22 protein-coding genes are annotated in these 21682 nt (G+C 69.1%); 12 read left to right on the plus strand and 10 right to left on the minus strand.

Translation table 11 applies throughout. The annotated features are described in order from the left end of the window. Positions 1 to 19: 19 nt before the first annotated feature. Genes ED92_RS22560 through ED92_RS22575 form a run of 4 tightly spaced genes read right to left on the minus strand, consistent with a single transcriptional unit; the run spans position 20 to position 3877 of the window. Positions 20 to 1081, minus strand: coding sequence for an ABC transporter permease (locus tag ED92_RS22560; RefSeq protein ID WP_052120808.1), 1062 nt, complete (start codon positions 1079 to 1081; stop codon positions 20 to 22). Then, positions 1078 to 1842, minus strand: coding sequence for an ATP-binding cassette domain-containing protein (locus ED92_RS22565; protein ID WP_037341762.1), 765 nt, complete (start codon positions 1840 to 1842; stop codon positions 1078 to 1080). The genes ED92_RS22560 and ED92_RS22565 overlap by 4 nt, the downstream gene beginning before the upstream one ends. Then, the gene (locus ED92_RS22570) at positions 1839 to 2894 is read right to left on the minus strand and encodes a class I mannose-6-phosphate isomerase (RefSeq protein WP_037341765.1); all 1056 of its coding nucleotides are present in this window, start codon (positions 2892 to 2894) and stop codon (positions 1839 to 1841) included. Before ED92_RS22570 ends, ED92_RS22565 begins: the two co-directional genes overlap by 4 nt. Then, positions 2891 to 3877, minus strand: coding sequence for a LacI family DNA-binding transcriptional regulator (locus tag ED92_RS22575; protein ID WP_037341767.1), 987 nt, complete (start codon positions 3875 to 3877; stop codon positions 2891 to 2893). Before ED92_RS22575 ends, ED92_RS22570 begins: the two co-directional genes overlap by 4 nt. Before the next feature lie 263 nt (positions 3878 to 4140). Here ED92_RS22575 and ED92_RS22580 point away from each other — a divergent pair, with 263 nt between their 5' ends. Continuing rightward, a complete protein-coding gene (locus tag ED92_RS22580) occupies positions 4141 to 6528 on the plus strand; it encodes a GH92 family glycosyl hydrolase (RefSeq protein WP_037341769.1) in 2388 nt (795 codons plus the stop codon). Positions 6529 to 6731: 203 nt separating this feature from the next. Beyond that, complete coding sequence (locus ED92_RS22585) at positions 6732 to 7100, plus strand: DUF3817 domain-containing protein (protein ID WP_037341771.1); 369 nt, start codon at positions 6732 to 6734, stop codon at positions 7098 to 7100. 61 nt (positions 7101 to 7161) lie between these two features. On the opposite strand, the gene ED92_RS22590 is transcribed toward ED92_RS22585, so the two are convergent. After that, on the minus strand, positions 7162 to 7662 hold the full coding sequence (locus tag ED92_RS22590) for a MarR family winged helix-turn-helix transcriptional regulator (protein ID WP_037341773.1): 501 nt from the start codon (positions 7660 to 7662) through the stop codon (positions 7162 to 7164). Positions 7663 to 7749: 87 nt separating this feature from the next. On the opposite strand from ED92_RS22590, the gene ED92_RS22595 reads away from it, so the two are divergent. Beyond that, complete coding sequence (locus tag ED92_RS22595) at positions 7750 to 8049, plus strand: thiamine-binding protein (protein WP_037341775.1); 300 nt, start codon at positions 7750 to 7752, stop codon at positions 8047 to 8049. A 1-nt stretch (position 8050) separates the two neighbouring features. Here the strand turns inward: ED92_RS22595 and ED92_RS22600 are convergent, their stop codons facing one another. Then, on the minus strand, positions 8051 to 8434 hold the full coding sequence (locus tag ED92_RS22600) for a hypothetical protein (protein ID WP_369797424.1): 384 nt from the start codon (positions 8432 to 8434) through the stop codon (positions 8051 to 8053). A gap of 130 nt (positions 8435 to 8564) precedes the next feature. On the opposite strand from ED92_RS22600, the gene ED92_RS22605 reads away from it, so the two are divergent. Then, on the plus strand, positions 8565 to 9527 hold the full coding sequence (locus ED92_RS22605) for a tetratricopeptide repeat protein (RefSeq protein ID WP_037342549.1): 963 nt from the start codon (positions 8565 to 8567) through the stop codon (positions 9525 to 9527). Between the two features lie 107 nt (positions 9528 to 9634). Here the strand turns inward: ED92_RS22605 and ED92_RS22610 are convergent, their stop codons facing one another. Further along, entirely contained in the window at positions 9635 to 11098 is a 1464-nt protein-coding gene (locus ED92_RS22610) for a neutral zinc metallopeptidase (RefSeq protein ID WP_037342550.1), read from the minus strand. A 144-nt stretch (positions 11099 to 11242) separates the two neighbouring features. Between ED92_RS22610 and glgP the strand changes: the two genes are divergently transcribed. Both glgP and ED92_RS22620 read left to right on the plus strand, forming a co-directional pair. Continuing rightward, complete coding sequence (glgP, locus tag ED92_RS22615) at positions 11243 to 13783, plus strand: alpha-glucan family phosphorylase (protein WP_037341779.1); 2541 nt, start codon at positions 11243 to 11245, stop codon at positions 13781 to 13783. 104 nt (positions 13784 to 13887) lie between these two features. Next, positions 13888 to 14712, plus strand: a complete 825-nt coding sequence (locus ED92_RS22620; RefSeq protein ID WP_037341782.1) for a hypothetical protein — start codon at positions 13888 to 13890, stop codon at positions 14710 to 14712. On the opposite strand, the gene ED92_RS22625 is transcribed toward ED92_RS22620, so the two are convergent. Both ED92_RS22625 and ED92_RS22630 read right to left on the minus strand, forming a co-directional pair. Further along, entirely contained in the window at positions 14709 to 15104 is a 396-nt protein-coding gene (locus tag ED92_RS22625) for a rhodanese-like domain-containing protein (RefSeq protein WP_037341784.1), read from the minus strand. The genes ED92_RS22620 and ED92_RS22625 overlap by 4 nt on opposite strands. Further along, positions 15101 to 15649: a cysteine dioxygenase family protein gene (locus ED92_RS22630; RefSeq protein WP_037341786.1), complete on the minus strand. Its 549-nt coding sequence runs from the start codon at positions 15647 to 15649 to the stop codon at positions 15101 to 15103. The genes ED92_RS22625 and ED92_RS22630 overlap by 4 nt, the downstream gene beginning before the upstream one ends. Before the next feature lie 323 nt (positions 15650 to 15972). On the opposite strand from ED92_RS22630, the gene ED92_RS22635 reads away from it, so the two are divergent. Genes ED92_RS22635 through ED92_RS22660 form a run of 6 tightly spaced genes read left to right on the plus strand, consistent with a single transcriptional unit; the run spans position 15973 to position 20946 of the window. Beyond that, a complete protein-coding gene (locus tag ED92_RS22635; RefSeq protein ID WP_037341789.1) occupies positions 15973 to 16785 on the plus strand; it encodes an ABC transporter ATP-binding protein in 813 nt (270 codons plus the stop codon). 55 nt (positions 16786 to 16840) lie between these two features. Further along, positions 16841 to 17620, plus strand: coding sequence for an enoyl-CoA hydratase/isomerase family protein (locus tag ED92_RS22640; protein WP_037341792.1), 780 nt, complete (start codon positions 16841 to 16843; stop codon positions 17618 to 17620). Between the two features lie 4 nt (positions 17621 to 17624). Continuing rightward, positions 17625 to 18587: a class I SAM-dependent methyltransferase gene (locus ED92_RS22645; RefSeq protein ID WP_037341794.1), complete on the plus strand. Its 963-nt coding sequence runs from the start codon at positions 17625 to 17627 to the stop codon at positions 18585 to 18587. A 1-nt stretch (position 18588) separates the two neighbouring features. Beyond that, complete coding sequence (locus tag ED92_RS22650) at positions 18589 to 19758, plus strand: SAM-dependent methyltransferase (RefSeq protein ID WP_037341796.1); 1170 nt, start codon at positions 18589 to 18591, stop codon at positions 19756 to 19758. Between the two features lie 11 nt (positions 19759 to 19769). After that, positions 19770 to 20534, plus strand: a complete 765-nt coding sequence (locus ED92_RS22655; protein WP_016336615.1) for an HAD family acid phosphatase — start codon at positions 19770 to 19772, stop codon at positions 20532 to 20534. A gap of 37 nt (positions 20535 to 20571) precedes the next feature. Then, positions 20572 to 20946 (plus strand): DUF427 domain-containing protein, encoded by a 375-nt coding sequence (locus tag ED92_RS22660; RefSeq protein WP_037341798.1) that lies wholly within the window; start codon positions 20572 to 20574, stop codon positions 20944 to 20946. A 3-nt stretch (positions 20947 to 20949) separates the two neighbouring features. On the opposite strand, the gene ED92_RS22665 is transcribed toward ED92_RS22660, so the two are convergent. Further along, positions 20950 to 21669 carry a hypothetical protein gene (locus ED92_RS22665; RefSeq protein WP_037341800.1) on the minus strand — a complete coding sequence of 240 codons (720 nt, stop codon included), beginning with the start codon at positions 21667 to 21669 and terminating at the stop codon, positions 20950 to 20952. Positions 21670 to 21682: the final 13 nt, after the last annotated feature.

The following is a 21682-nucleotide window of genomic DNA, read 5'->3' on the forward strand; positions in this document are numbered from 1 at the left end:
ACCTCTTTGTGCGTAGGGATCAGCGAGAATTGCGGCGACGACGGCGCCGCTGGTCGAACCAGACCGCGGCGATCAGCACCGCGCCGACCGCGATCATCTGCCAGAAGTCCTGGACCTGCGTGATGTTGAAGCCCTTCTTCAGCACGGCCGGGATGAACACACCGATCACCGTGCCCAGCACCGAACCGACACCGCCGAAGAGACTCGTCCCGCCCATCACCGTGGCGGCGATGGCGTTGAGGTTGTCGGTGGTGTGCGCCGAAATCGTCGTCGACGCGTAGTACGCCAGCGAGAGGAAACCGGCGACACCGGCGAGGAAACCGGTGAGCGTGTACACCTTCAGCAGATGCGCGGTCACCCCGATGCCCGCCCGCCGCGCGCCCTCGGCGTTCGAGCCGACGGCGTAGGTGTAGCGACCGAATTTGGTGGTGTGCAACAACCAGGCGCCGATCAGCGTGATCACCACGGCCACCAGCACCAGGTTCGGCACGCCGCCGAACGACGTCCCGTAGCCGAGCGTCTTGTTCAGCTCGGTCGGCACGCTGCGCACGTCGGACCCGTTGTTCAGCAGGTACGCGGCGCCGAGCGCGGCACCCATCGTGCCGAGCGTGACGATCAGCGGCGGGATGTTCGCCACCGCGATCAGGAAACCGTTGATCAGGCCCCAGATCGTGCCCGCGACGACGGCCGCCACGAGTCCGGCGGTGATGACTCCCCACCCGGCCTTGGTCGCGTCGCCGTCCGGGCTCAGCGCCTCCATCGTCTTGCCCGCCACCATGCCCGCGAAGATCAGCACCGAACCGACCGAGAGGTCGATCCCGGAGGTGATGATCACGAACGTCATCCCGACCGAGAGCACCAGCAGCACCGACGTTTCGATGAGCAGGGTCTGGAAGGTGAACAGCGTCGCGAACTCGGCGGGCGCGATCGCGGTGAACACGATGATCAGCGCCAGCAGCACCAGCGCGATCCAGAACGTGTTGGCCCCGATCAGCCGTTGCCCGATCGAACGTTTGCCGAAGCCACCGTCCACAGAGGTCTGGATCTCGAGGCCGTTCTTCGTCGGAGTGGACACGGTCACGCCGCCTCCTCTTGTACGAGGGCGCCCGTCATCGCGGCGACCAGGTCTTCCAGTTTCGTGCCGTCGCCGGCGAACCGGGCGACGCGTTTGCCGAGCCGCAGCACCTCGATCCGGTCGGCCACCGACAGCACCTCGGGCATGTTGTGGCTGATCAGCACGACGGCGATGCCCTTGTCCCGCACCTTCTTGATCACGTCGAGCACGCGTTCGCGCTGCACGACGCCGAGCGCGGCCGTCGGTTCGTCCATGAACACGACCTTCGACGCCCAGACGACCGAGCGCGCGACGGCGACACTTTGCCGCTGCCCGCCCGAAAGCGAGCCGATGGGGACGTCGGTGCTCTGCAGGGTCACACCGAGCCGCTGGAACTCCTCCACGGCCTGGCGTTTCATCTCCTTCTTGTCCAGCATCCCGAGTTTGCCGAGGATCCCTTTGCGGTGGATCTCCCTGCCGAGGAACAGGTTCGCGGCCGGGTCGAGTTCCGGTGCGACCGCGAGGTCCTGGTACACGGTCTCGATGCCCATCCGCCGTGCCGTGGTGGGGGAGTCGAGCACCACCGCCGAGCCGTCGAGCAGGATGCTGCCCGACGTCGGCTGTTCCGCGCCGGACAGGCATTTGACCAAAGTGGACTTCCCGGCGCCGTTGTCGCCGATCAGCGCGGTGACCTCACCGGCGCGGGCCTGGAAGGACGCGCCACGCAGCGCTTCCACCGAGCCGTAGCGTTTGACCAGGTTCTGTGCGTCGAGCAGGAGTTCGCTCACGATCGCTCCCTCTTCTCGGGTGCGGGCGGCCGGCAGCGGATGACCGTGAGCTCACCCTCCACAGTGGATTGACCGGCGTCGTGCGGTACCACGTACGTCTCGCCCTTGCGCAGCGCGTACTCGCCGCCGTGTTCGGTGCGAAGCGTGCCCGAACCGTCCATGACGACCAGCACCGCGAACGACGGGTCGAGTGACAACGTTGTCGAGGTACCGGAAACGGCGGGGCGGAGCTGATCGGCACGGAAGAACGCGTCACTGCCGTCGGCGAGCAAGTCCACAGTGGACGCTTCGGCACCGGCGGTGCGCTTGACGATCGAGCCGAGTCGTTCTTCGTCCCAGCCCGAGGTGTCCAGGGTTTCGATGGCGGCCTCGAAGCCGATCCCGAGGTGCGCCTTCTCCGGGTTCGCCAGGAAGTCGCGCCATTCCAGGGTGAGCGAGAAGTCGGTCGGCTGCTGGAGCTCGACGACGAACACGCCTTCGCCGATCGCGTGCGGCAGGCCCGCCGGGATGTAGACCGTGTCGCCGGGCGTGACCGCGACACTGTTCAGCGCCTCGAGCATGGCGGGAGCGTCCTGGGTGCGGGCCCATTCGTTCACCGTCGCTTTGTCGACGGTCTCCTTGAAGCCCGGGTAGACGCGCGGGTCTTCGCCGTAGGTGCCGACCACGATCCACGCCTCGGTCTTGCCGAAGTGCGAGTCGAAATGCCGCTTCGCGAACGAGTCCGTCGGGTGGAAGTGCACGGGCAGGCGCTGGCCCGCGTCGAGCAGCTTCACCAGCAGGCCGGTCGAATCGCCGAGCGCCTCGACGTGCTTGGCGCCGAGCCAGGCGGCCGGGTTCTCGCGGACGGCGTCGCGCAGCCAGACCCCGCTGGGCAGCTTGGTCAGGCCGTTGGTCTCCTGGCCGAACATCGTGGTGGCCGAGCCGACCCAGTCTTCGGGCCCGAATTTGGACTCCGACGGGGCGCCCCGCAACGCGGCGATGGCGTCGCCGCCGCGGTAGAACTGCGGCGGCTGGTTCGCCGGCAGGCGGATCGGTTCGAGGTGGCCGCTCATGAAGGCGCGACCTCCCCGGAACCGCGGGCTACGAGATGCACGGGCAGAACTACCTTTCTCGGTGCGGATTGATCTCCCTGTACCCGGGCGAACAGCAGTTCCGCGGCCGCCCGGCCCAGCGCGCTCACGTCGTGCGCGATCACGGAGACCGGCGGATCCAGCAGATCCGCCAGTTCGAAGTCGTCGAAGCTGATCATCGCGGGCCGCCGCTCGGCGTGGGCCAGCGCGCGCAGCAGGTGCACGGCGACCCGGTTGTTGCCCGCGACCACGGCGGTGGCCGGATTCGCGCCGGTGAGCAGCCGTTTCACGGCGTCGCCGACGCTCTCGGCGGTCGGAGTCCGCATCACGACGAGGCTGTCGTCGAAGGGGATCCCATTGCGCAGACAGCCTTCGCGGAACCCGCGCAGGCGTTCGCCCGCGGTGAAGATGTCGGGGCTGTCGGCGAGGAACGCGATCCGGCGGTGGCCGTGTTTCGCCAGGTGGGCGACCGCTTCGACGGTGCCGCCGATGTTGTCGACCAGCACCGTGTCGGCCATGATGTCGCCGGCGGGCCGGTCGAGGAACACCACTGGCGTGCCGGCGCGCATCTCGGGGACCAGATAGCCGTGCTGCATCCCGGCGGGGACGACGAGGATGCCGTCCACCCGGCGGGAGCAGAACTCCAGGACGAGTTCGCGTTCGCGGTCGGAGTTCTCCTCCGACGAACCGGTCAGCACCTGGCGGCCGAACGAGGTCGCGATCCGTTCCACGGCCCGGTTGAGCTCGGAGTAGAAGGGGTTGCCGACGTCTTCGACGATCAGGCCGATCGTCCCGGTCGTCGAGCCGCGCCGCAGGTTCCGCGCGCCGAGGTTGCGCCGGAACCCGAGCTGCTCGATCGCCGCCATGACGCGCTCCGCGGTGTCCGGATGGACGGCGGGCTCGTCGTTCACCACCCGCGAGACGGTCTTGATGCTCACGCCCGCGAGCCGGGCCACGTCACTCATCGTGGCCCGTCGGCCGGTTGTGCGGTGGCCGTTGTCCGGTCCGCTGGAAGACAACGTTGTCATAGTGGCCGGAATTGAACGCCAGCGACGCCGCCGTGTCAATGCCCGGTTCGTCCTGGGTCCGCTTTCCGAGTTCGAACCGTTACGGCCCGCCGGGTCGCTGTCCTGAATCGGACAGGGTTTGGCGGACCTCTTGACCAGGTGGTCCGTTCTTGTCGAAGGTGAGCAGGCAGCGACAACGTTGTCAGGAGGCGGCCTTTCCCATGCCTGCACGCACCTCGACCCGCGTCGCCGGGTTGCTCACCGCGCTGGTCGTTCCCGCCGGGCTGCTCACGCCCGTCGCGGCGGCGGCGCCCGGTGGCGACCCCGTGGACGCGGTCAACACCTTCATCGGCACCAAGGACGACGGCAACACCTTCCCCGGCGCTTCGGCCCCGTTCGGGATGACGCAGGTCAGTCCCATTTCCTCGCATTACGCCGGTTACCGCTACGACGACACCGCGATCCGCGGCTTCGGGCATTTCTTCCTGTCCGGCGCGGGGTGCTGGGAGCAGGGCGGGCTCGTGTCGACCCTGCCCACCACCGGCGCGGTCGGGCCCGGTGCGGCGTTCGACACCGCGAAACCCGAGACGTTCGACCACAAGAAGTACGCCTCGCCGTACACGCACGAGGGCGAGGTCGGGAAACCCGGCTACTACAAGGTGCGGCTCACCGGTTACGGCGGCGTCGACGCGGAGACCACCGCGACCACGCGGACCGGTGTCGAGCGCTACACCTTCGCGAAATCGGGCGACGCGAACGTTTTCGTCAACGTCGGGCAGGCCAACGACAAGGAACCCGTGACGGCGAGCCAGATCCGTGTCGTCGGCGACCGGACGGTCGAGGGAATGGTCGAGTCGCAGGCGTTCTGCGGTGGGAAGCCGTACAAGACCTGGTTCACCACGACGTTCGACAAGCCGTTCAAGTCCTTCGGCACCTGGTCGCCGACGGGCGGCACGCCGGGCTCGAAGGAGTCCGCCGGTGGTGAAGGGCTGCGCGGCGCGTGGCTGACCTTCGGTGGCGGGCAGGTCACCGCGACGACGGCGATCTCCCATGTGGACGCTTCCGGCGCCAAGCTCAATTCGGCCTCGGAGAAGGCTCGTTCGTTCGACGCGGTCCGCGACGGTGCCCAGCGCGCCTGGCGCAAGGAACTGTCCTCAGTGGACATCAAGGGCGGTACGAAGGACGACCGCACCGTGTTCTACACCTCGCTGTACCACGCGCTTCTGCAACCGTTGACCGGCAACGACGCCGACGGCCGTTACCGCGGGTTCGACGACAAGATCCACCGCGCGCTGGGCTGGACGTACTACGAGTTCTTCTCGCTGTGGGACACCTATCGCACGCAGAACCAGCTGCTCGCGCTGCTGCGTCCGTCGCGGGCGAAGGACGTCGCGAAGTCGGTGCTCGCCATCCACGACCAGGGCGGCTGGCTGCCGCGGTGGGCGTACGCGAACCAGGAGACGAACACGATGACCGGTGATCCGGTCACCCCGTTCCTGGTCGACCTGTGGCGTTTCGGCGCGCTGTCCGGGCAGGAGCTCCGGGCGTACCAGGCACTTCTGCAGAACTCGCGGGAGATCCCGCCCGCCTCCTCGCCGTTCCAGGGTCGCTCGGGCAACGCGAGCTACCAGAAGGACGGATTCGTCCAGTACGACAAGGACTTCCCGAAGAAGGGGCAGGACACCGACCCGAACCACGGCGCTTCGGCCACGTTGGAATACGCGCTCGCGGACTGCTCACTGTCCATCATGGCCGCCGGCCTCGGCAAGAAGGATGACGCGAAAGCCCTGTCCGAGAAGGGACGCAGCTACCGCACGCTCTGGGATTCTTCGGTGACCGACCGCGGCTTCACCGGTTTCTACCGGCCCAAACTCGAAGACGGCCAGTGGTTCAGCCCGGCGGACAAGCCGTACACCCCGCAGAGTCCGGACGGGTTCCACGAGGGCACGTCGTGGCAGTACCAGTGGCTGACGCAGCAGGACGTGCCAGGCCTCGTCGAGCGGATGGGCGGCAAGGAGAACGTCGGCAAGCGGCTCGACGACTTCTTCGCCTACGGGGATCTGGTCAAGGACCCGGCGAAGACCGTGCGCGAGGAATGGGTCGTCGGCCCGTACAACTACTACAACCAGTTCCGCTACAACCCGAACAACGAGCCGGATCTGCACGCGCCGTGGATGTACACGCTGACCGGGCAGCCGTGGAAGACCTCGGCCGTCGTCCGCGCGGCGCACACGTTGTTCACCAACGCGCCGAACGGGGTCACCGGCAACGACGACCTCGGGACCATGTCCGCGTGGTACGTCTTCAGCGCGCTGGGGCTGTATCCGGCGGTGCCGGGCACGGGGCAGTTCCTGCTGAACGCGCCGCGGTTCGAGAAGTCGGTGGTGCACTTGGAGAACGGCCGCGACATCACGATCAAGGCCGACGGCGCCGACGGGTCGAAGCTCCAGTACGTCCAGGGACTGGGATCCGGTTCGCAGCGGGCGTATGTCGGGTTGGAACAGTTGACGCGCGGGACCACTGTGGACTTCGAGCTCACCGGGGATGTGGCCAAGGCCACCTGGGCGACCGGCCCGGAAGGGGCACCGAAATCGCCCTGCGCGGGGTGATCCGAGTGGTTTAGACCGGTTCGCACCGGGGGTCGTGAGCAGCATCACGACCCCCGGTGTTCCGGTGAGGGCCGTCACGCCTCACACTGGTATTACCACGTCCGACAGTGCTGTTGACGTTCTTGGCGAGTCCGCCTTGGACAGTGCTCGTCGGACGTAGTCATGTGTGCACACATAGTGGTGAGACCCCACAGGAGGAGAAAGTGTCCAGCAAGGCCGCTCTAGTATTCCGCGTGGCCGCGGTAGCCGAAGCCCTCTCCTGGGCCGGGCTGCTGGTCGGGATGTTCCTCAAGTACGCCGTCAAGCTCGGCGAGGGCGGCGTCCCTGTCCTCGGCATGGTGCACGGCGTCGTGTTCGTCCTCTACGTGCTGGTCTCCCTGTCCGTGGCGAAGCCGCTCGGCTGGCGCCCGAAGACCCTGATCCTCGCGCTGCTGTCCAGCATCCCGCCGCTGTTCACCTGGCTGTTCGAGTCCTGGGCGCTGCGCAACGGCAAGCTCGACGGCCCGCAGCGGCTGTCGCACGGTGGTGTCGGCCTGTTCGCGGCCAAGTCCGCGGAACCCGCCGCCGTCTGATTCTTTAGCGCGTGAAGGCCCCCTTCCCTCGGCTCAGTCGAGGGAAGGGGGCCTTCACGCGCTATTCGGTGAAGTCGCCGGTGGCCTTGCGGACCTTCGTGAGCAGGTCGGTCAGCTGCTCGGTCTGCTTGCCGGTGAGCCCGGTCAGCCCGAAGTCGATCTCGGTGACCGCTTTCGTGGCCTCTTCGCGGCGGGCGCGGCCCTCGTCGGTGATCTCGACCAGCGTGGTCCGGCGGTCCGTCGGATGCGGCACGCGTTTGACCAAGCCGTCCTTCTCCAGCCGGTCGACGATGTTGGTGACGCTCGTCGGGTGCAGTTGCAGCCGCTCGCCCATCACGCGCATCGGCAGATGGGACGCGCGGGCGAAGGTCAGCAGGACCAGTGCCTCGTACCGGGCGAAGGTCAGCCCGTGCGGTTTGAGCGCGCCGTCCACCGCGGACTGGATGATCTGTTGCACGCGCATGATCCCGGTCACCGCGGCCATGGTTTCGGACGGCCCGATCCGGGCCTCCCACAGCTGCGCCGCGCGGGCGATCGGGTCGAACGGCAACGGACGGCTCATGGCGCTCGAAGTTACCAGCGGGTACCCGTGCCATGCCGCACCACCGGGTGTTATGCGTGGGAAAAGCGTCTGAACGAGGAGCAGAAGATGATCGTGGCCTTCAGTGTCAGCCCGTCCGCGGCCGAGGAGGACGGCGGGGTCAGCGAGGCGGTCGCCCGCGCGGTGAAAGTGGTCCGTGATTCCGGACTGCCCAACTCCACCAACGCGATGTTCACGAACATCGAGGGCTCGTGGGACGAGGTGATGGACGTCGTCAAGCGGGCCGTCGAGGCCGCGGGCGAGGGATCGTCACGGGTCGGGCTGGTGCTCAAGGCCGATATCCGGCCGGGCTACGAAGGTCAGCTGACCGCGAAGGTGGAGCGCGTCGAGAAGCACCTGAGCGACTGAGTCAGGGGAGTGGCGGGGTGAACGAGACCAGCCACAGCTTGTCCTTGACCGCGACGGCCACCGGATAGCCGAACGAACGGCCGTCGCCGAGCTTCCCGCTCACGGTGGCCGAGGTCGGCGCGAGATCGTCCGGCGCGAATTTCACCGTGACGTCGTGGGCGCCGCGGCCGGCCAGCGTGTCGATATAGGACTTCGCGAAGTCGCCCGCCGACGCGGGCGGGTAGTCGATGAGTTCGGAGAGGGCCTCGACGTCGTGCTCGTTGAGTGCGGCGGTGAGGCCGTCCCGGAGCTGCCCGGGACTGGCGACGCCGGGGTCGGGCTGGTGGGCGATGAGGACCGTGATGACGCTCACCCAGACGATGGCGATGCTGATCGCGACGGCCACGGTGGCCGTCCTGCGGGTCGGAATGTCGATCACCCCCTCGTGCGAGCCTGCCGGAACACCGGCGTCCTGCCAAGCGGGCAGCCGGGGGCATGCGGTGAAACGCTCGGGGATGCGTGCCAGGATGGAACCCGTGACACACCCACGCGGATCAGCATCGAAGACGGCGGCCCTCTCCGCCGCGCTTTCCGGCGCGGTCGACCTTTCCGCGCTCAAGGCGCGTGCCGAGGCGCCCCAGAAACAGCCTCCTGCCCCACCTCGTCCGGCGGACGGTGCCGCCCCCGCCGCGGGTGGTGCCGTGATCGACGTCACCGAGGCGACCTTCCAGACGGAGGTCGTCGAGCGCTCCTTGCAGCAGCTGGTGGTCGTCGACCTGTGGGCCGAATGGTGCGGCCCCTGCAAGCAGCTCAGCCCGGTGCTGGAGCGCCTCGCCGCCGAGTCCGGTGGCGCCTGGGTGCTCGCGAAGGTGGACGTCGACGCCAACCCGCGTATCGCGCAGCTCTTCGGCGCGCAGTCGATCCCGACCGTCATCGCCATCGGCGGCGGCCAGCCGGTCGACGCGTTTTCCGGCGCCCTGCCGGAACCCGAGATCCGCAAGTGGCTCGGTTCGCTGCTCGACGCGCTGCGCGACCGGCTTCCCGGCATCAAGGCGGCCGAGCAGAACGGCGGCGGTGTCGAGGTGCCGGAGGACCCGCGCTTCACCGAGGCGGAGGAGGCCTTCGAACGCGGTGACTTCGCCGCGGCACAGGCGGCCTACGAGCGCATCCTGGACGTCGAACCGGCGAACGAGGAGGCCAAGACCGCGCTCGCGCAGGTCAAGTTCACCGCCCGCGCCGAGGCCGCCGGCCCGGACGCGATCGCGAAGGCCGACGCCGACCCGGCCGACCTCGACGCCCAGCTCGCCGCCGCCGACCTCGAAGTCGCGGGACAGCAGCCCGAGGCGGGCTTCGCGCGGCTGATCGCCGTCGTGCGGCGTACCGCGGGCGACGACCGCAACAAGGTGCGGGAGCACCTGGTGGCGCTGTTCGAACTGTTCGACTCGGCGGACGAGCGCGTCATGAAGGCGCGCCGGGATCTGGCGAGCGCGCTCTACTGAGCGTCGGCAACTCCCGAACGCCATGAAAGGTCCTTTCCTTGCAAATTTTGCAAGGAAAGGACCTTTCATGGCACTTCAGGGAGCGATGACCGGACCGTTCAGCCCGATCAGCCGTACTGCGTCGAGCACACCGACGAGCTCTCCAGGTAACCCTTCCGCAGCGCCTCGAGCCGCTCGAAACCGTTGTCCACGCGCTTGCCGTTGACGTCGGCCGAGACCAGGCTCTCCGGGCTCAGCAGGTCCGAGATGGCCTCGTCGAGGTCACCGGCCGAAAGCCGCAGCGTCGCGCCGGGCACGGTGCTGGCCTTCGCCCACGCGCCGACCAGGCAGGCGGTGCGCAGTCCCGCGTTCGCGTTGTCGATCGACGCGCCGACACCCTTCTGGATGCCCATCGCGTACCGGGACGCGATCTCCGAGAACGCGGCGAAGTCGCCCTTGCCCTCGCTGTGCCCGCTTTCCCATTCCGCCTGCTGGTCGACCGGCTGGGCGAGCTCGCGCAGCTTGGCCATGTCGATGCTGACGGTGTTGTTCGACGGGCAGTACGACGCGGGCGGGGTGCTGGGGCCGCCGGGGCAGCTGCCGTTGCCGTCCTCGGTGATCTCCGGGCCGGGCACACCCGCGCCCTTGAAGGCCTCGTCGAGGCTCTTCTTCAGGATCCCGATGATCTCGGCGTCGAGTTTCTCGTCGCCCTTGCCCTTGTCACCCTTGTCGAACGGGCGCTCGGTGATCCGCGCCTTGATGTTCTCCTCGTTCATCGCGGCGCATTCCTTCGGGCCCTTCTCGAACCCGACCTGGAACGCGTACGTGCGGTCGAACGCCGTACCGTGCGCGCCCTGTTTGGTCGCGCTGGTGCCCGCCTGGTCGCGGATCAGGAACAGCGACGCCATGACCTGGTTGAGGCCTTCGGACGTGGAGACCCGGTAGTACTTGCTCTTGTCCTCGGCGACCCAGCGGAAGTAGCCGCCGGCGAAGCAGTCGGCCTGCTGTTCCTTGACGATCGACGGGGTGTTCTTCTTGATGCCCGCCTTCTCGGCGAGCCGGTACTGCACGGCGTGCCCGAGTTCGTGCGACAGCACGACGGCGCCCGCCATCTTCCCGAACCGCTCGCGCAGCATCGGCAGCAGCACGCCGCGGTCCCACGCCACCAGGTCACCCGGCGGGCAGTAGAACGCGTTGACGAGCTTCTTGACGCTCCCGCACTCGGTCTCTTCGTCGTCGGTCTTCGCGCTGTAGGACAGCAGCGACTTCAGCGGCTCGTACGGCTGCCCGAAATCGCGCGGCATGACCTCGGTCCAGTAGGCCTGCGAGTCGGCGATCGCGGCGATGGCCAGCTGGTCGTCTTCGGAGCCGTCCTCGTTGCGGACCTGCAGGTCCGGCTTCGGCGCGTTCGGCTTGAGCCCGCTCTCGAAATGCGTGATCGGCAGGCCGGCGACGTCACCGGCGCCCGGCTGGCTGCCTTGCTGACCGGTCGAGCTTCCCTTGTCGCTGCAAGCGCTCAGCCCGAGGGCCAGCACCGTCACGACCGCGATCAGAGCCGGGCGTTTGAAGCCCCGCGCTCCCCCTTGGATCATGTTCACTCGCTTGTCGTCAGGGCCCCGACCGGGCCGCGTACTCCGGCAAGCACGGACCCTACCCAGCGCTTATGGCCCGCGTGCAGGTAATCCCCGAAGTGGGTCTTGAGCGGGGCGGGGGCCCTGCCGATATGGTCGCTCCTCATGAGAGCAGTCCGCCGGTTCACCGTCCGCGCGAGCCTGCCGGAGTCGCTTTCCGGCCTCGGTGACCTCGCCACGAATCTGCGCTGGACCTGGCATCCGCCCACGCGCGACCTGTTCGCGTCGATGGACGCGGAGCTGTTCAACCGGGTTCGGGATCCGCTGCGGATGCTCACCGCCCTGCCGCCCGCCCGGCTCGACGAACTCGCCGTGGACGACGCGTTCCTCGCCCACGCGCGCGAGGCGGTCGCCGATCTGGACCGGTATCTCGCCGAGCCGCGCTGGTATCAGAAGCAGGACGATCCCGATCTCCCGCCGGCCGTCGCGTACTTCTCGATGGAGTTCGGCGTCACCGAGGCGCTGCCGAACTACTCCGGCGGCCTCGGCGTGCTCGCCGGGGACCACCTCAAGGCGGCGTCGGACCTCGGCGTGCCGATGGTCGGCGTCGGGCTGCTCTACCGCGCCGGGTACTTCCGGCAGGCGCTGTCCCTCGACGGCTGGCAGGTCGAGCACTACCCGGTGATCGACCCCAACGCCTTCCCGCTGGAACTGCTGACCGACGGCGGCGAACCGGTGCTGGTCGACGTCGCGATGCCCGCCGGGCGCACGCTGCACGCGCAGATCTGGAAGGCCCGCGTCGGCCGGATCCCGCTGCTGCTGCTGGACACCGACACCGAGGCGAACGACGAAGACCTGCGCGCGGTCACCGACCGGCTGTACGGCGGCGACGCCGACCACCGCATCCGCCAGGAGATCCTGTCCGGGATCGGCGGCTTCCGCGCGGTGCGGCGCTACTGCGAGCTGACCGGGCATCCGCAGCCGAAGGTGTTCCACACCAACGAAGGCCACGCCGGATTCCTCGGACTGGAACGGGCCCGCGAGATCATCCAGGCCGACGGGCTGGCGTTCGACGAGGCGCTGCCCGCCGTCCGCGCCGGCACCGTGTTCACCACGCATACGCCGGTCAGCGCCGGGATCGACCGGTTCCCCGTCGACCTGGTCCAGCGGTACTTCACCGACGGCAGGCTGGTCCCGGACGTCGACCCGCGCCGCGTGCTCGCCCTCGGCGCGGAGGACAACCCCGGCCTGTTCAACATGGCGCATATGGGCTTGCGGCTGGCCCAGCGCGCGAACGGCGTCTCGGCCCTGCACGGCCGCGTCTCGCGGCGGATGTTCTCCCGGCTGTGGCCCGGGTTCGACTTCGACGAGGTGCCCGTCTCGTCGGTCACCAACGGCGTCCACGGGCCGACCTGGGTGGCCCGCGAGCTGAGCGCGCTGCTCGGGCGCGACCACGAGGAGCTGGGCCTCGACGGGGCACCGGGCAAGCCGTTGCGGGACGGCGTCACCGACGAGCAGCTGTGGGCGCTGCGGCGGGAGCTGCGCGAGAAGCTGGTCGCGGAGGTGCGGCGCCGGGTGCGGGCCGCGTGGATGCAGCGTGGGGCGTCCGCGCTCGAACTCGGGTGGACCGACACGGTCTTCGACCCGGACGTGCTGACCGTCGGTTTCGCGCGGCGCGTGCCGACGTACAAACGGCTCACGCTGATGCTGCGCGACCCGGACCGCCTGCGCGCGCTGCTGCTGGACGAGCGGCGCCCGATCCAGCTCGTGGTCGCGGGCAAATCGCATCCGGCCGACGAGGGCGGCAAGCAGCTGATCCAGCAGATCGTCCGGTTCGTCGACGATCCCGAGGTCCGGCGCCGCATCGTCTTCCTGCCGGACTACGACATGTCCATGGCGCGTTACCTCTACCGCGGCTGCGACGTCTGGCTGAACACGCCGGTGCGGCAGCTGGAGGCGTGCGGCACCTCGGGGATGAAGTCGGCGCTCAACGGCGGTCTCAACCTGTCCATCCGCGACGGCTGGTGGGACGAGTGCTACGACGGCAGCAACGGCTGGGCGATCCCGACCGCGGACGGCGTCACCGACCCGCTGCGCCGCGACGAACTGGAGGCCGCGGCGCTCTACGACCTGCTGGGCCACCAGATCGCGCCGCTGTTCTACGACCGCGGCGCCGACGGCGTGCCCGGCGGCTGGCTGTCGATGGTGTGGCACACGCTGGAGACCCTCGGACCGCGTGTGCAGGCTTCACGGATGGTGCGGGAATACGTCGAATCGGGTTACCTGCCCGCCTCTCGGATGGTCGCCGAAGCCACGGGTGACGGCTACCGCGGCGCGTTGTCGCTGGCCGACTACCGGACCAAACTGGACGTTTCCTGGCCACGGGTGCGGATCTTCGACACCGAACTGCTCGTCGAGGATTCCGCGCCGATGGTCACCGGCACCGAGGTGACCATCCGGGCGCGGATCGACCTCGCCGGCCTGGAACCGTCCGAAGTGGACGTCCAGGCCGTCGTCGGGAAGGTGGGCGACGGGGACGAATTGAGCGACCCTGTCGCAGTCCCGATGTCGGGAGACGGTATCGGCGCGTTCTCGGCGCGGCTGAAACTGCCGCATCCGGGCTCGATCGGTTACACCGTCCGCGTGCTGCCGAAACACCGTCTGCTGGCCACGCCCGCGGAACTGGCCCGCGTCGTCCACGCTTAGGCCGGTACCGAACAAAAGAAACCTCCGATTCTCGATTTCCGCCGAACAATGCGGAACGGCCCGGTGAAATAGACTTTGCCGGGCCGATCGCGAATCGCGGAGGAATGGTGGCTTCGGCGAAGGAAACGAAAACATCGCGCAGGGCCAAGGACCGGCTGCACCATGTCCACGCCCGCGCCGGTATCCGGCAGGACGGCCTGCGCCGTGCGCTGGGGCCGGAACTGCGGGAAATCTGGGGGATCGCCGAGGACGCCGAGCCGGGCCGGGTGCGCGAAATCGTCCTGCTGCGGCTGAACCGCGTTCTCGAGCGGTTCGCCGACCCGCTCATGCCCGAGATCGTCTGGACCGCGTACAACCTCGGCGTGGATCCGGTGAACGGCGGGGCGGGCATGGTCGGCCGGATCCGGACGATGGTCGGCCGCGGCCGGGTCGCCGTCTCCGAGCGGACCTGCACCAGGCGGTTCTACGACTTCCTGGGGAGCGTCAAGAACAGCCTGGACGGCTTCCAGGAGGACCTCACCGGTGAGGACTTCAGGCTCGCTTCGCGATGGATTGCCGAGAACGTCCGTCCCGAGCGGGAGCGAAATCCGAGCGAGCCCGTGCCGTCGGTGATGCGGATGTTCCTCGACGGCACGGTATGCGGCCCGGCGGACGAGGCTGGCGCGCCGATCCCGGCCCGCCTCGGCGCGCACGGCGAGTGGCTCTGCGTCTTCACCGACGAACGGCTGCTGGCCGAGTACCGCGCGGTCACCGGCGCGGGCTGGGCCCGGATCCGGCACCGGACCGGCCGCGAGGTCGTGCTCGCCGCAGCCGGTCGCGACGCGGCGACGGGGGTGCTGGTCAACCCCAGGCCGACGCGCGGCGCGGGGATCCACGCCGCGCTCCCGCTCTCCCCGGACTCGATCGCGCGGCTCGCGGTCCGCCGCTAGGGAACGGCGGGCGTGCCGCCCTCCCGGACCGGGAGACCGGCCGAACGCCAGGCGCGGAACCCGCCTTCGAGATCGGTCGCGCCCGGCAGGCCGAGCCGCTGCAGATCCGCGGCGGCGAGACTCGACGAGTACCCCTCGTTGCACACGACGATCACCGTCGAATCCGGGTTCACCTGCGGCAGCCGCCACTCGCTGTCCGGCGCGAGCCGCCATTCGAGATGGATCCGCTCGACGACCACCGAGTCCGGGATCTCACCCTCTTCGAGCCGGTTGACGTGCGGGCGGATGTCCACGATCAGGGCACCGTCGCGCTGCAGCCGCAGCGCCTGCTCGGGCGCCGCCCGGTCCAGTCCGGCCCGGGCGGTGGCCAGCAGCGTGTCGATGGCGCTCATCGGCCCAGTATCGGGGCCAGCGAGGGGATCTCGGCGGGAACGTCGGCGAGCGTGGCGTATTCGCGGGTCGCGACCAGCGGCGGCGAGTAGGCGTGGACGCTGGCGGCGGGCTCGGTGCCGATGCCGGTCACCTGGTGCGCGCGGCCCGCGCCGAAGCCGATGCCCTCGCCCGCGACGTGCGTGCGGCGCCGGACCGGGCCGCCGGGGTAGCGGTACTCCTCGCCGAGTTCGCCCTGCAGCACGGTGAACGAGCCGGACGCGCCGCCGTGGTCGTGCGGTTTGGTCTGCTGGCCGGGCAGCCAGGACAGCAACCACAGTTCGACGCCGTCGGTCAGCGCGAGACGCGCCCACCAGCGGTGGTCGGCGTCGAAGCGCAGCAGGCCGCGCAGGCCCGAGGTCAGTTCGGTGGCGACGGTGGAGGTCAGGTCGGCCAGTTCCCGCGGTGTCCACAGCAGACGGTCGGGGTGCAGCAGTTCCGGCAGCAGCGGGTCGACCAGCTGCGGATGGATCTCGAAGTCCTGGCGCGGGGTGATGGACGTGGTCACGGTGAGGCTCCTCGTGAGGGTTCGCGGGCTCGGAAAGCGGGGCCGAACGCGGCGCGACACGGGGTGCCGTCGGAAGAGCGGGGACTCAGCCGTGTCGCGCGGTGGTACACCCGCACGAGGCGACGAGGAGCAGGTCGATGGCCCGGCGGCGCCAGAACGAGCCCCCGATGACGGGGAAGGCGGCGGACACGGACCTGATCACGCGCTCGATGCTGCCACAGCGGCCGCGTCCGGGTCGCGTCGTCCCACTCCCTGGACCAGCCGCTTTCCCCCGACCGGCGGCCCGGTGCACACACGCGCGCGAGTGCGGACACAATGGGCGCGTGAGCGAGCCGATCCAGCCCAGCGAACTTGACGACCTCGTGGTGAGGATGACCGGTGTCGGGGTCCGCCGAACAGGCAACGACCTCCTCGCCGACCTCGATTGGACCGTGGAACTGGACGAGCGCTGGGTGGTGCTCGGCCCGAACGGCGCGGGCAAGACCACCCTGCTCCGGCTGGCCGCGGCCGAACTCCACCCGACCTCGGGAACGGTCGACCTGCTCGGCGACCGGATCGGCAAGGTCAACATCTTCGAGCTGCGCCCGCGGATCGGGTTCACCTCGGCCGCGATCGCCCAGCGTGTGCCGGGTGAGGAGCGCGTCGTCGACGTCGTGGTGAGCGCCGGGTACGCCGTCGTCGGCCGCTGGCGTGAGGAATACGACAGCCTCGACACCGACCGCGCACTCGAGCTCCTGGGCGCGCTCGGCATCGCGCACCTGGCCGAGCGCACCTTCGGCACGCTGTCGGAGGGCGAGCGCAAGCGGACCCTGATCGCGCGTTCGCTGATGACCGATCCGGAGATGCTGCTGCTCGACGAGCCCGCCGCGGGGCTCGACCTCGGCGGCCGCGAGGACCTCGTCGCCCGGCTTTCGGAGCTGGCCCTCGACCCGGAGGCGCCCGCCATGGTGCTCGTCACCCATCACGTGGAAGAAATCCCGCCGGGGTTCACCCACGCGTTGCTGCTGCGTGACGGCCGCGCGGTCGCGTCCGGACTCGTGGACGACGTCGTGACCAGCGACAACCTGTCCAAGACGTTCGATCAGGACCTGCTGCTCGAACGGTCCGGTGATCGCTTCTTCGCCCGTCGCCGCTGACGGGTCGTACTGACCGGTAGCCTGCAATCTGTCTTGGACGGTTAAGGAGGACGGCGTGGGAGAGTTCGTAAGTCTCGAGGTCGAAGGCGGGGTCGGCACGATCCGGCTGGACCGCCCGCCGGTCAACGCGCTGAACAACCAGGTGCAGGCCGAGCTGGCCGAGGCGGCCCGTGAGGCTTCCGAGCGCGACGACGTGCGCGCCGTGATCCTCTACGGCGGTGAGAAGACCTTCGCGGGTGGCGCGGACATCAAGGAGATGGCCGAGCGCACGTACCCCGAGATCGCGAAGTTCGGCGCCGCGCTGACGGCGTCGCTGGCCACCATCGCGAACATCCCGAAGCCGGTCGTCGCAGCCATCACCGGTTACGCACTGGGCGGCGGCCTCGAACTCGCGCTGACCGCCGACCGCCGGATCGCCGGCGACAACGTCAAGGTCGGGCAGCCCGAGATCCAGCTCGGCGTCATCCCCGGCGCCGGCGGCACGCAGCGCCTCGCGCGGCTCATCGGCCCGAGCAAGACCAAGGACCTCGTGTTCACCGGCCGGTTCGTGAAGGCCGAAGAGGCCCTCGCGCTGGGCATCCTCGACGAGGTCGTGGCGCCGGACGACGTCTACGCCGCCGCGCACAAGTGGGCCTCGCAGTTCGCGAACGGTCCGACTGTCGCGCTGCGCGCCGCGAAGGCCGCCATCGACGGCGGTCTCGACACCGACCTCGCGAGCGGCCTCAAGCTCGAATCCCACCTCTTCGCCGCGCTCTGGGCGACCGAGGACCAGCGCAACGGCATGAAGTCGTTCATCGAAAACGGCCCCGGCAAGGCCACCTTCGAGGGGAAGTGACGCGATGACCCAGGTGAACGACCCGGCCCCGAATCCGCACGCCACCGCCGAAGAGGTCAAGGCCGCCTTCGACGACCCCAAGCTCGCCAACGTGCTCTACCACGACTGGGAAGCCGGGACCTACGACGAGAAGTGGTCCATCTCCTACGACGAGCGCTGCATCTCCTACGCGACGGACGTGTTCAACGCCGTCGCCGGTGAAGACGGCCAGCCGTACCCGACCGCGATGGAACTGGGCAGCGGCACCGGTTTCTTCCTGCTGAACCTGATGCAGGGCGGGGTGATCAAGAAGGGTTCGGTCACCGACCTCTCGCCGGGCATGGTGCAGGTCGCGCTGCGCAACGCCGAGAACCTCGGCCTCGACGTCGACGGCCGGGTCGCCGACGCGGAGCGGATCCCCTACGAGGACAACAGTTTCGACCTGGTCGTCGGGCACGCGGTGCTGCACCACATCCCGGACGTCCGCGCGGCGTTCGCCGAGGTGCTGCGGGTGCTGAAGCCGGGCGGCCGGTTCGTCTTCGCGGGTGAGCCGACGAAGGTCGGCGACTTCTACGCGCGCAAACTCGGCCAGATCACGTGGTACCTCACCACCAACCTGACGAAGATCCCGGTGCTGAACGGCTGGCGCCGTCCGCAGGAGGAACTCGACGAGTCCTCCCGCGCGGCCGCGCTGGAGGCCGTGGTCGACATCCACACCTTCGACCCGTCCGAACTCGAGTCGATGGCCCGCGGCGCGGGCGCGCAGGACGTCCGCGCGGTCACCGAGGAGTTCGCCGCGGCGCTGGCGGGCTGGCCGATCCGGACCTTCGAGGCCGCCGTGCCGCAGGAGAAGCTGACCCTGCGCTGGCGCCTGTTCGCGTACCGGCTGTGGCTGCGGCTGTCCGCATTGGACAAGAAGCTGCTCGCCAAGGTGCTGCCGCGCGAGCTGTTCTACAACGTGATGATCACCGGTACCAAGCGCTCGTAGGTTGCCGTACCACTTCACCCTCGACGACGTCGCCTTCCTGCGCTCCGGCGCGGGAAGCGCGGCGCTCGCCGAATGCTCGTCCCTGCCGCTGACCGACAAGACCCGCATCGCCGACGTCGCCGCCGTGCGCCGGATCGCCCCGGACCACGCGGCCGCGGTGCTGGAAACGGTGGTGCTGCGGCGGAAGTCGTCGGCCAAACTGGACTCCGCGGGTTCGTGGCTGTTCACCGGCGACGCCCTTCAGCAGGCCAGCGCCACACTGGTGGCCCGGCACCGGGCTTCGCGGCTCGCCGGCCGCGACGTCCACGACGTGACGTGTTCGGTCGGCGCGGACCTGGTCGAGATCGCCCGCGTCGCTGCGAAGGCGCTGGGTTCGGATCTGGACGAGGTCCGGCTGGCGATGGCGCGGCACAACGCTTCCGAGGCCGGGGTTTCGCCCGCGTTGCTCCGGGCCGACGCGCTGCGGCCGGTCAGCCGGTCTTCGGTCGTCGTCGCCGACCCAGCTCGTCGTGACTCCGCCGGACGCCGGGCGTGGAAGCCCGCCGATTTCCTGCCACCGCTGGACGGTCTGGTCGAGGCGTATCCAGGCCGCGAACTCTCGGTGAAATGCGCGCCGGGGCTCGATTTCTCCATCGCGCCCTGGGCGGACGAGGTCGAACTGGTCTCATTGGACGGTCAGGTCCGCGAGGCGTGCCTGTGGCGGGGCGTGGGTTCGACGGTGACGCGCCGCGCGACGGTGTTGCGTTCGGACGGTGCACAGTGGACGGTCACCGACGCCGATCCCGACGAGATCCCCGTGCGCGAGCCGGGCGAATGGATCGTCGATCCCGACGGTGCCGTCGTCCGTGCCGGACTCGTGCGGCATTACGCGGCACGGCACGGTTTGTGGCAGCTCGACGAACGCATCGCGTACCTGACCGGCGACACTCCGCCGCCGGGAATCCGGGCGTTCCGGGTGTTCGAGCACGGACCGTACAGCGAGAAGAATCTTCGTGTACTGCTGAAAAAACACGATATCGGTCGATTGGAAATCCTCGTCCGAGGTCTCGACATAGACCCGGATGCCTTGCGGCGCAAGCTGAAACCTCGCGGAGGTGAAGAAGCTACTTTGGTTCTGACCAGAATCGGTCGTTCTGGAGTAGCGTTCCTTTGCCGCGCACAGCTGACGTGAGGAGCATTTCCATGAGCCGGTTCACCGGTCTGCTGAAACTGGCCGCAGCCGCGGCCGCCGGAGCCGTCCTCGCGGGCGGCGCCACCGCCGTCGCGAACACCGACGACGCCACCTGGCGGCGCGGTCACGAACCCGCGAACATCGGCCAGGTCAAACTCGACGTGAAGGCCTACTACGGCGATGTCGTCGGCAGCGACGGCAAGCACGGGTACTCCGAGGGCAGCCGGTTCGTCTCCGACACCAAGCGCCAGGTCGAGGACGCCAAGCGCTATCTCTCGCGGCGGCTGGACCGCGGCGTGAAGAACCCCGCCGTCGTGTTCGACGTCGACGACACCGCCGAGGTCACCTACGGCTGGGAAGCGGACAACGACTTCGGCTTCGACCCGAAGAAGCAGCAGGAAGCGATCGACAAGGGCACGTTCGTCGCGAACAAGCCGGTGCTGGAGCTGGCGAACTGGGCCGCGCAGCGCGGCGTGAAGATCTACTTCCTGACCGGGCGCAACGAGTTCCAGGGCCCGCAGTCGCTCAAGAACCTCGCAAACGAGGGCTACCCGGCGCCGGCGGGGGCGTTCTTCAAGCCGAAGACCACCGCGCCGGACTACCTGCCGTGCGGGCTGACCTGCACCACCGTCCAGTACAAGGCGGGCACGCGGAAGCACATCGCCTCGACCGGGGCGACCATCCTGGCCAATTTCGGCGACCAGTTCAGCGACCTCGAAGGCGGCTACGCCGAATTCCCGGTCAAGCTGCCGAATCCGATGTACTACCTGCCCTGACGGGAATATCCGCGCGTTCGGCGTCGCTGTGCCCGGTATGTCTGACAAAAAGGTGTTGAAGCCCAGCGCGGACCACCCGATCACGGTGGCGCCGAACGAGGCGCGAGTGGTCGTCACGATCGGCGGCAAGGTCGTGGCGGACAGCGCGAACGCGCTCACCCTGCGGGAGGCGAACTACCCGCCCGCGCAGTACATCCCGCGTGCCGACGTCGACTTCGACCTGCTGGAGCGGACGGACCACTCGACGTACTGCCCGTTCAAGGGCGATGCGTCGTACTACAGCATCCGCACCGGCGACGGTCTCGCCGAGAACGCCGTCTGGACCTACGAAGCGCCGCACGACGCGGTCGCCGAGATCAAGGACTACGTGGCGTTCTACCCGACGAAGGTCGACTCGATCGAAGAGCGCTGACCTTCACGGCAGCTGGTTGATCCGGTCCCCGTCGGCCGCGAGCGAGGTGTCGGACTCGATCCGCCAGGTCTCCAGGCCCGGCGCGTCCAGCAGCGCGTCGATCAGGGCCTCGTCACCCGCGACGAGGGTCGAGTCGAAGTCGACCTCGGTGGCGACGCACCACGCGCGGTCGTCCGGCCAGAACAGGTTGGGCGACTGCGCCTCGAACCAGTTCGGCCGGGGCCGCCAGCCGAGTTCGGTCGCGGCCGTCAGCGGTCCGTGGAACAGCAGGTAATCCCGGCCGGGATGGCGCAGCCGAGGCGCGGCGAGGTGTTCGCGCGACAGCGTCGCCTCGTCGGCCCAGCCGTAGCCCTCCCAAAGGCAGAACCAGCCGTTCAGTGTGCTCGTGTGCCGGCCGAGCACGGCCAGCAGCGCGGTGAGGCTGTGTGACGGCAGCGAGCCGCGGTCCGGCGGGGAGCCCCGCCAGAGCGAGCCGGTGAGATTCACCGGATCCGGGGAGCCGACGAGCGCGTGCCACTGCATGGCGGCATGGGCCCGGCGTCCCGTCTCGGCCGCTGCCTCACGCCAGCTCGCCCAGCCGCCGCGATCACGCTCGGCGGGATGGCAGACACGCGCGTACGCGGCGTAGCCACGCGGAACCGTGCGGCCCGCCGCGCCGAACGCCCCACCGAGCCTGGGGGAGATCCACTCGGCGGGAGACGGGTCGAGCACTGGCAGCAGCACGACGGCAAGTCTT

The organism is Amycolatopsis sp. MJM2582, assembly GCF_000754115.1.
Classification (GTDB): Bacteria; Actinomycetota; Actinomycetes; order Mycobacteriales; family Pseudonocardiaceae; genus Amycolatopsis; species Amycolatopsis japonica.

Bases quoted from the DNA above. Each gene is read 5' to 3' on its own strand.
- ED92_RS22570 (WP_037341765.1), bottom strand. From the start codon at position 2,894: ATGAGCGGCCACCTCGAACCGATCCGCCTGCCGGCGAACCAGCCGCCG.
- ED92_RS22575 (WP_037341767.1), bottom strand. From the start codon at position 3,877: ATGAGTGACGTGGCCCGGCTCGCGGGCGTGAGCATCAAGACCGTCTCG.
- ED92_RS22580 (WP_037341769.1), top strand. From the start codon at position 4,141: ATGCCTGCACGCACCTCGACCCGCGTCGCCGGGTTGCTCACCGCGCTG.
- ED92_RS22590 (WP_037341773.1), bottom strand. From the start codon at position 7,662: ATGAGCCGTCCGTTGCCGTTCGACCCGATCGCCCGCGCGGCGCAGCTG.
- ED92_RS22595 (WP_037341775.1), top strand. From the start codon at position 7,750: ATGATCGTGGCCTTCAGTGTCAGCCCGTCCGCGGCCGAGGAGGACGGC.
- ED92_RS22610 (WP_037342550.1), bottom strand. From the start codon at position 11,098: ATGATCCAAGGGGGAGCGCGGGGCTTCAAACGCCCGGCTCTGATCGCG.
- glgP (WP_037341779.1), top strand. From the start codon at position 11,243: ATGAGAGCAGTCCGCCGGTTCACCGTCCGCGCGAGCCTGCCGGAGTCG.
- ED92_RS22620 (WP_037341782.1), top strand. From the start codon at position 13,888: ATGGTGGCTTCGGCGAAGGAAACGAAAACATCGCGCAGGGCCAAGGAC.
- ED92_RS22625 (WP_037341784.1), bottom strand. From the start codon at position 15,104: ATGAGCGCCATCGACACGCTGCTGGCCACCGCCCGGGCCGGACTGGAC.
- ED92_RS22645 (WP_037341794.1), top strand. From the start codon at position 17,625: ATGACCCAGGTGAACGACCCGGCCCCGAATCCGCACGCCACCGCCGAA.
- ED92_RS22655 (WP_016336615.1), top strand. From the start codon at position 19,770: ATGAGCCGGTTCACCGGTCTGCTGAAACTGGCCGCAGCCGCGGCCGCC.
- ED92_RS22660 (WP_037341798.1), top strand. From the start codon at position 20,572: ATGTCTGACAAAAAGGTGTTGAAGCCCAGCGCGGACCACCCGATCACG.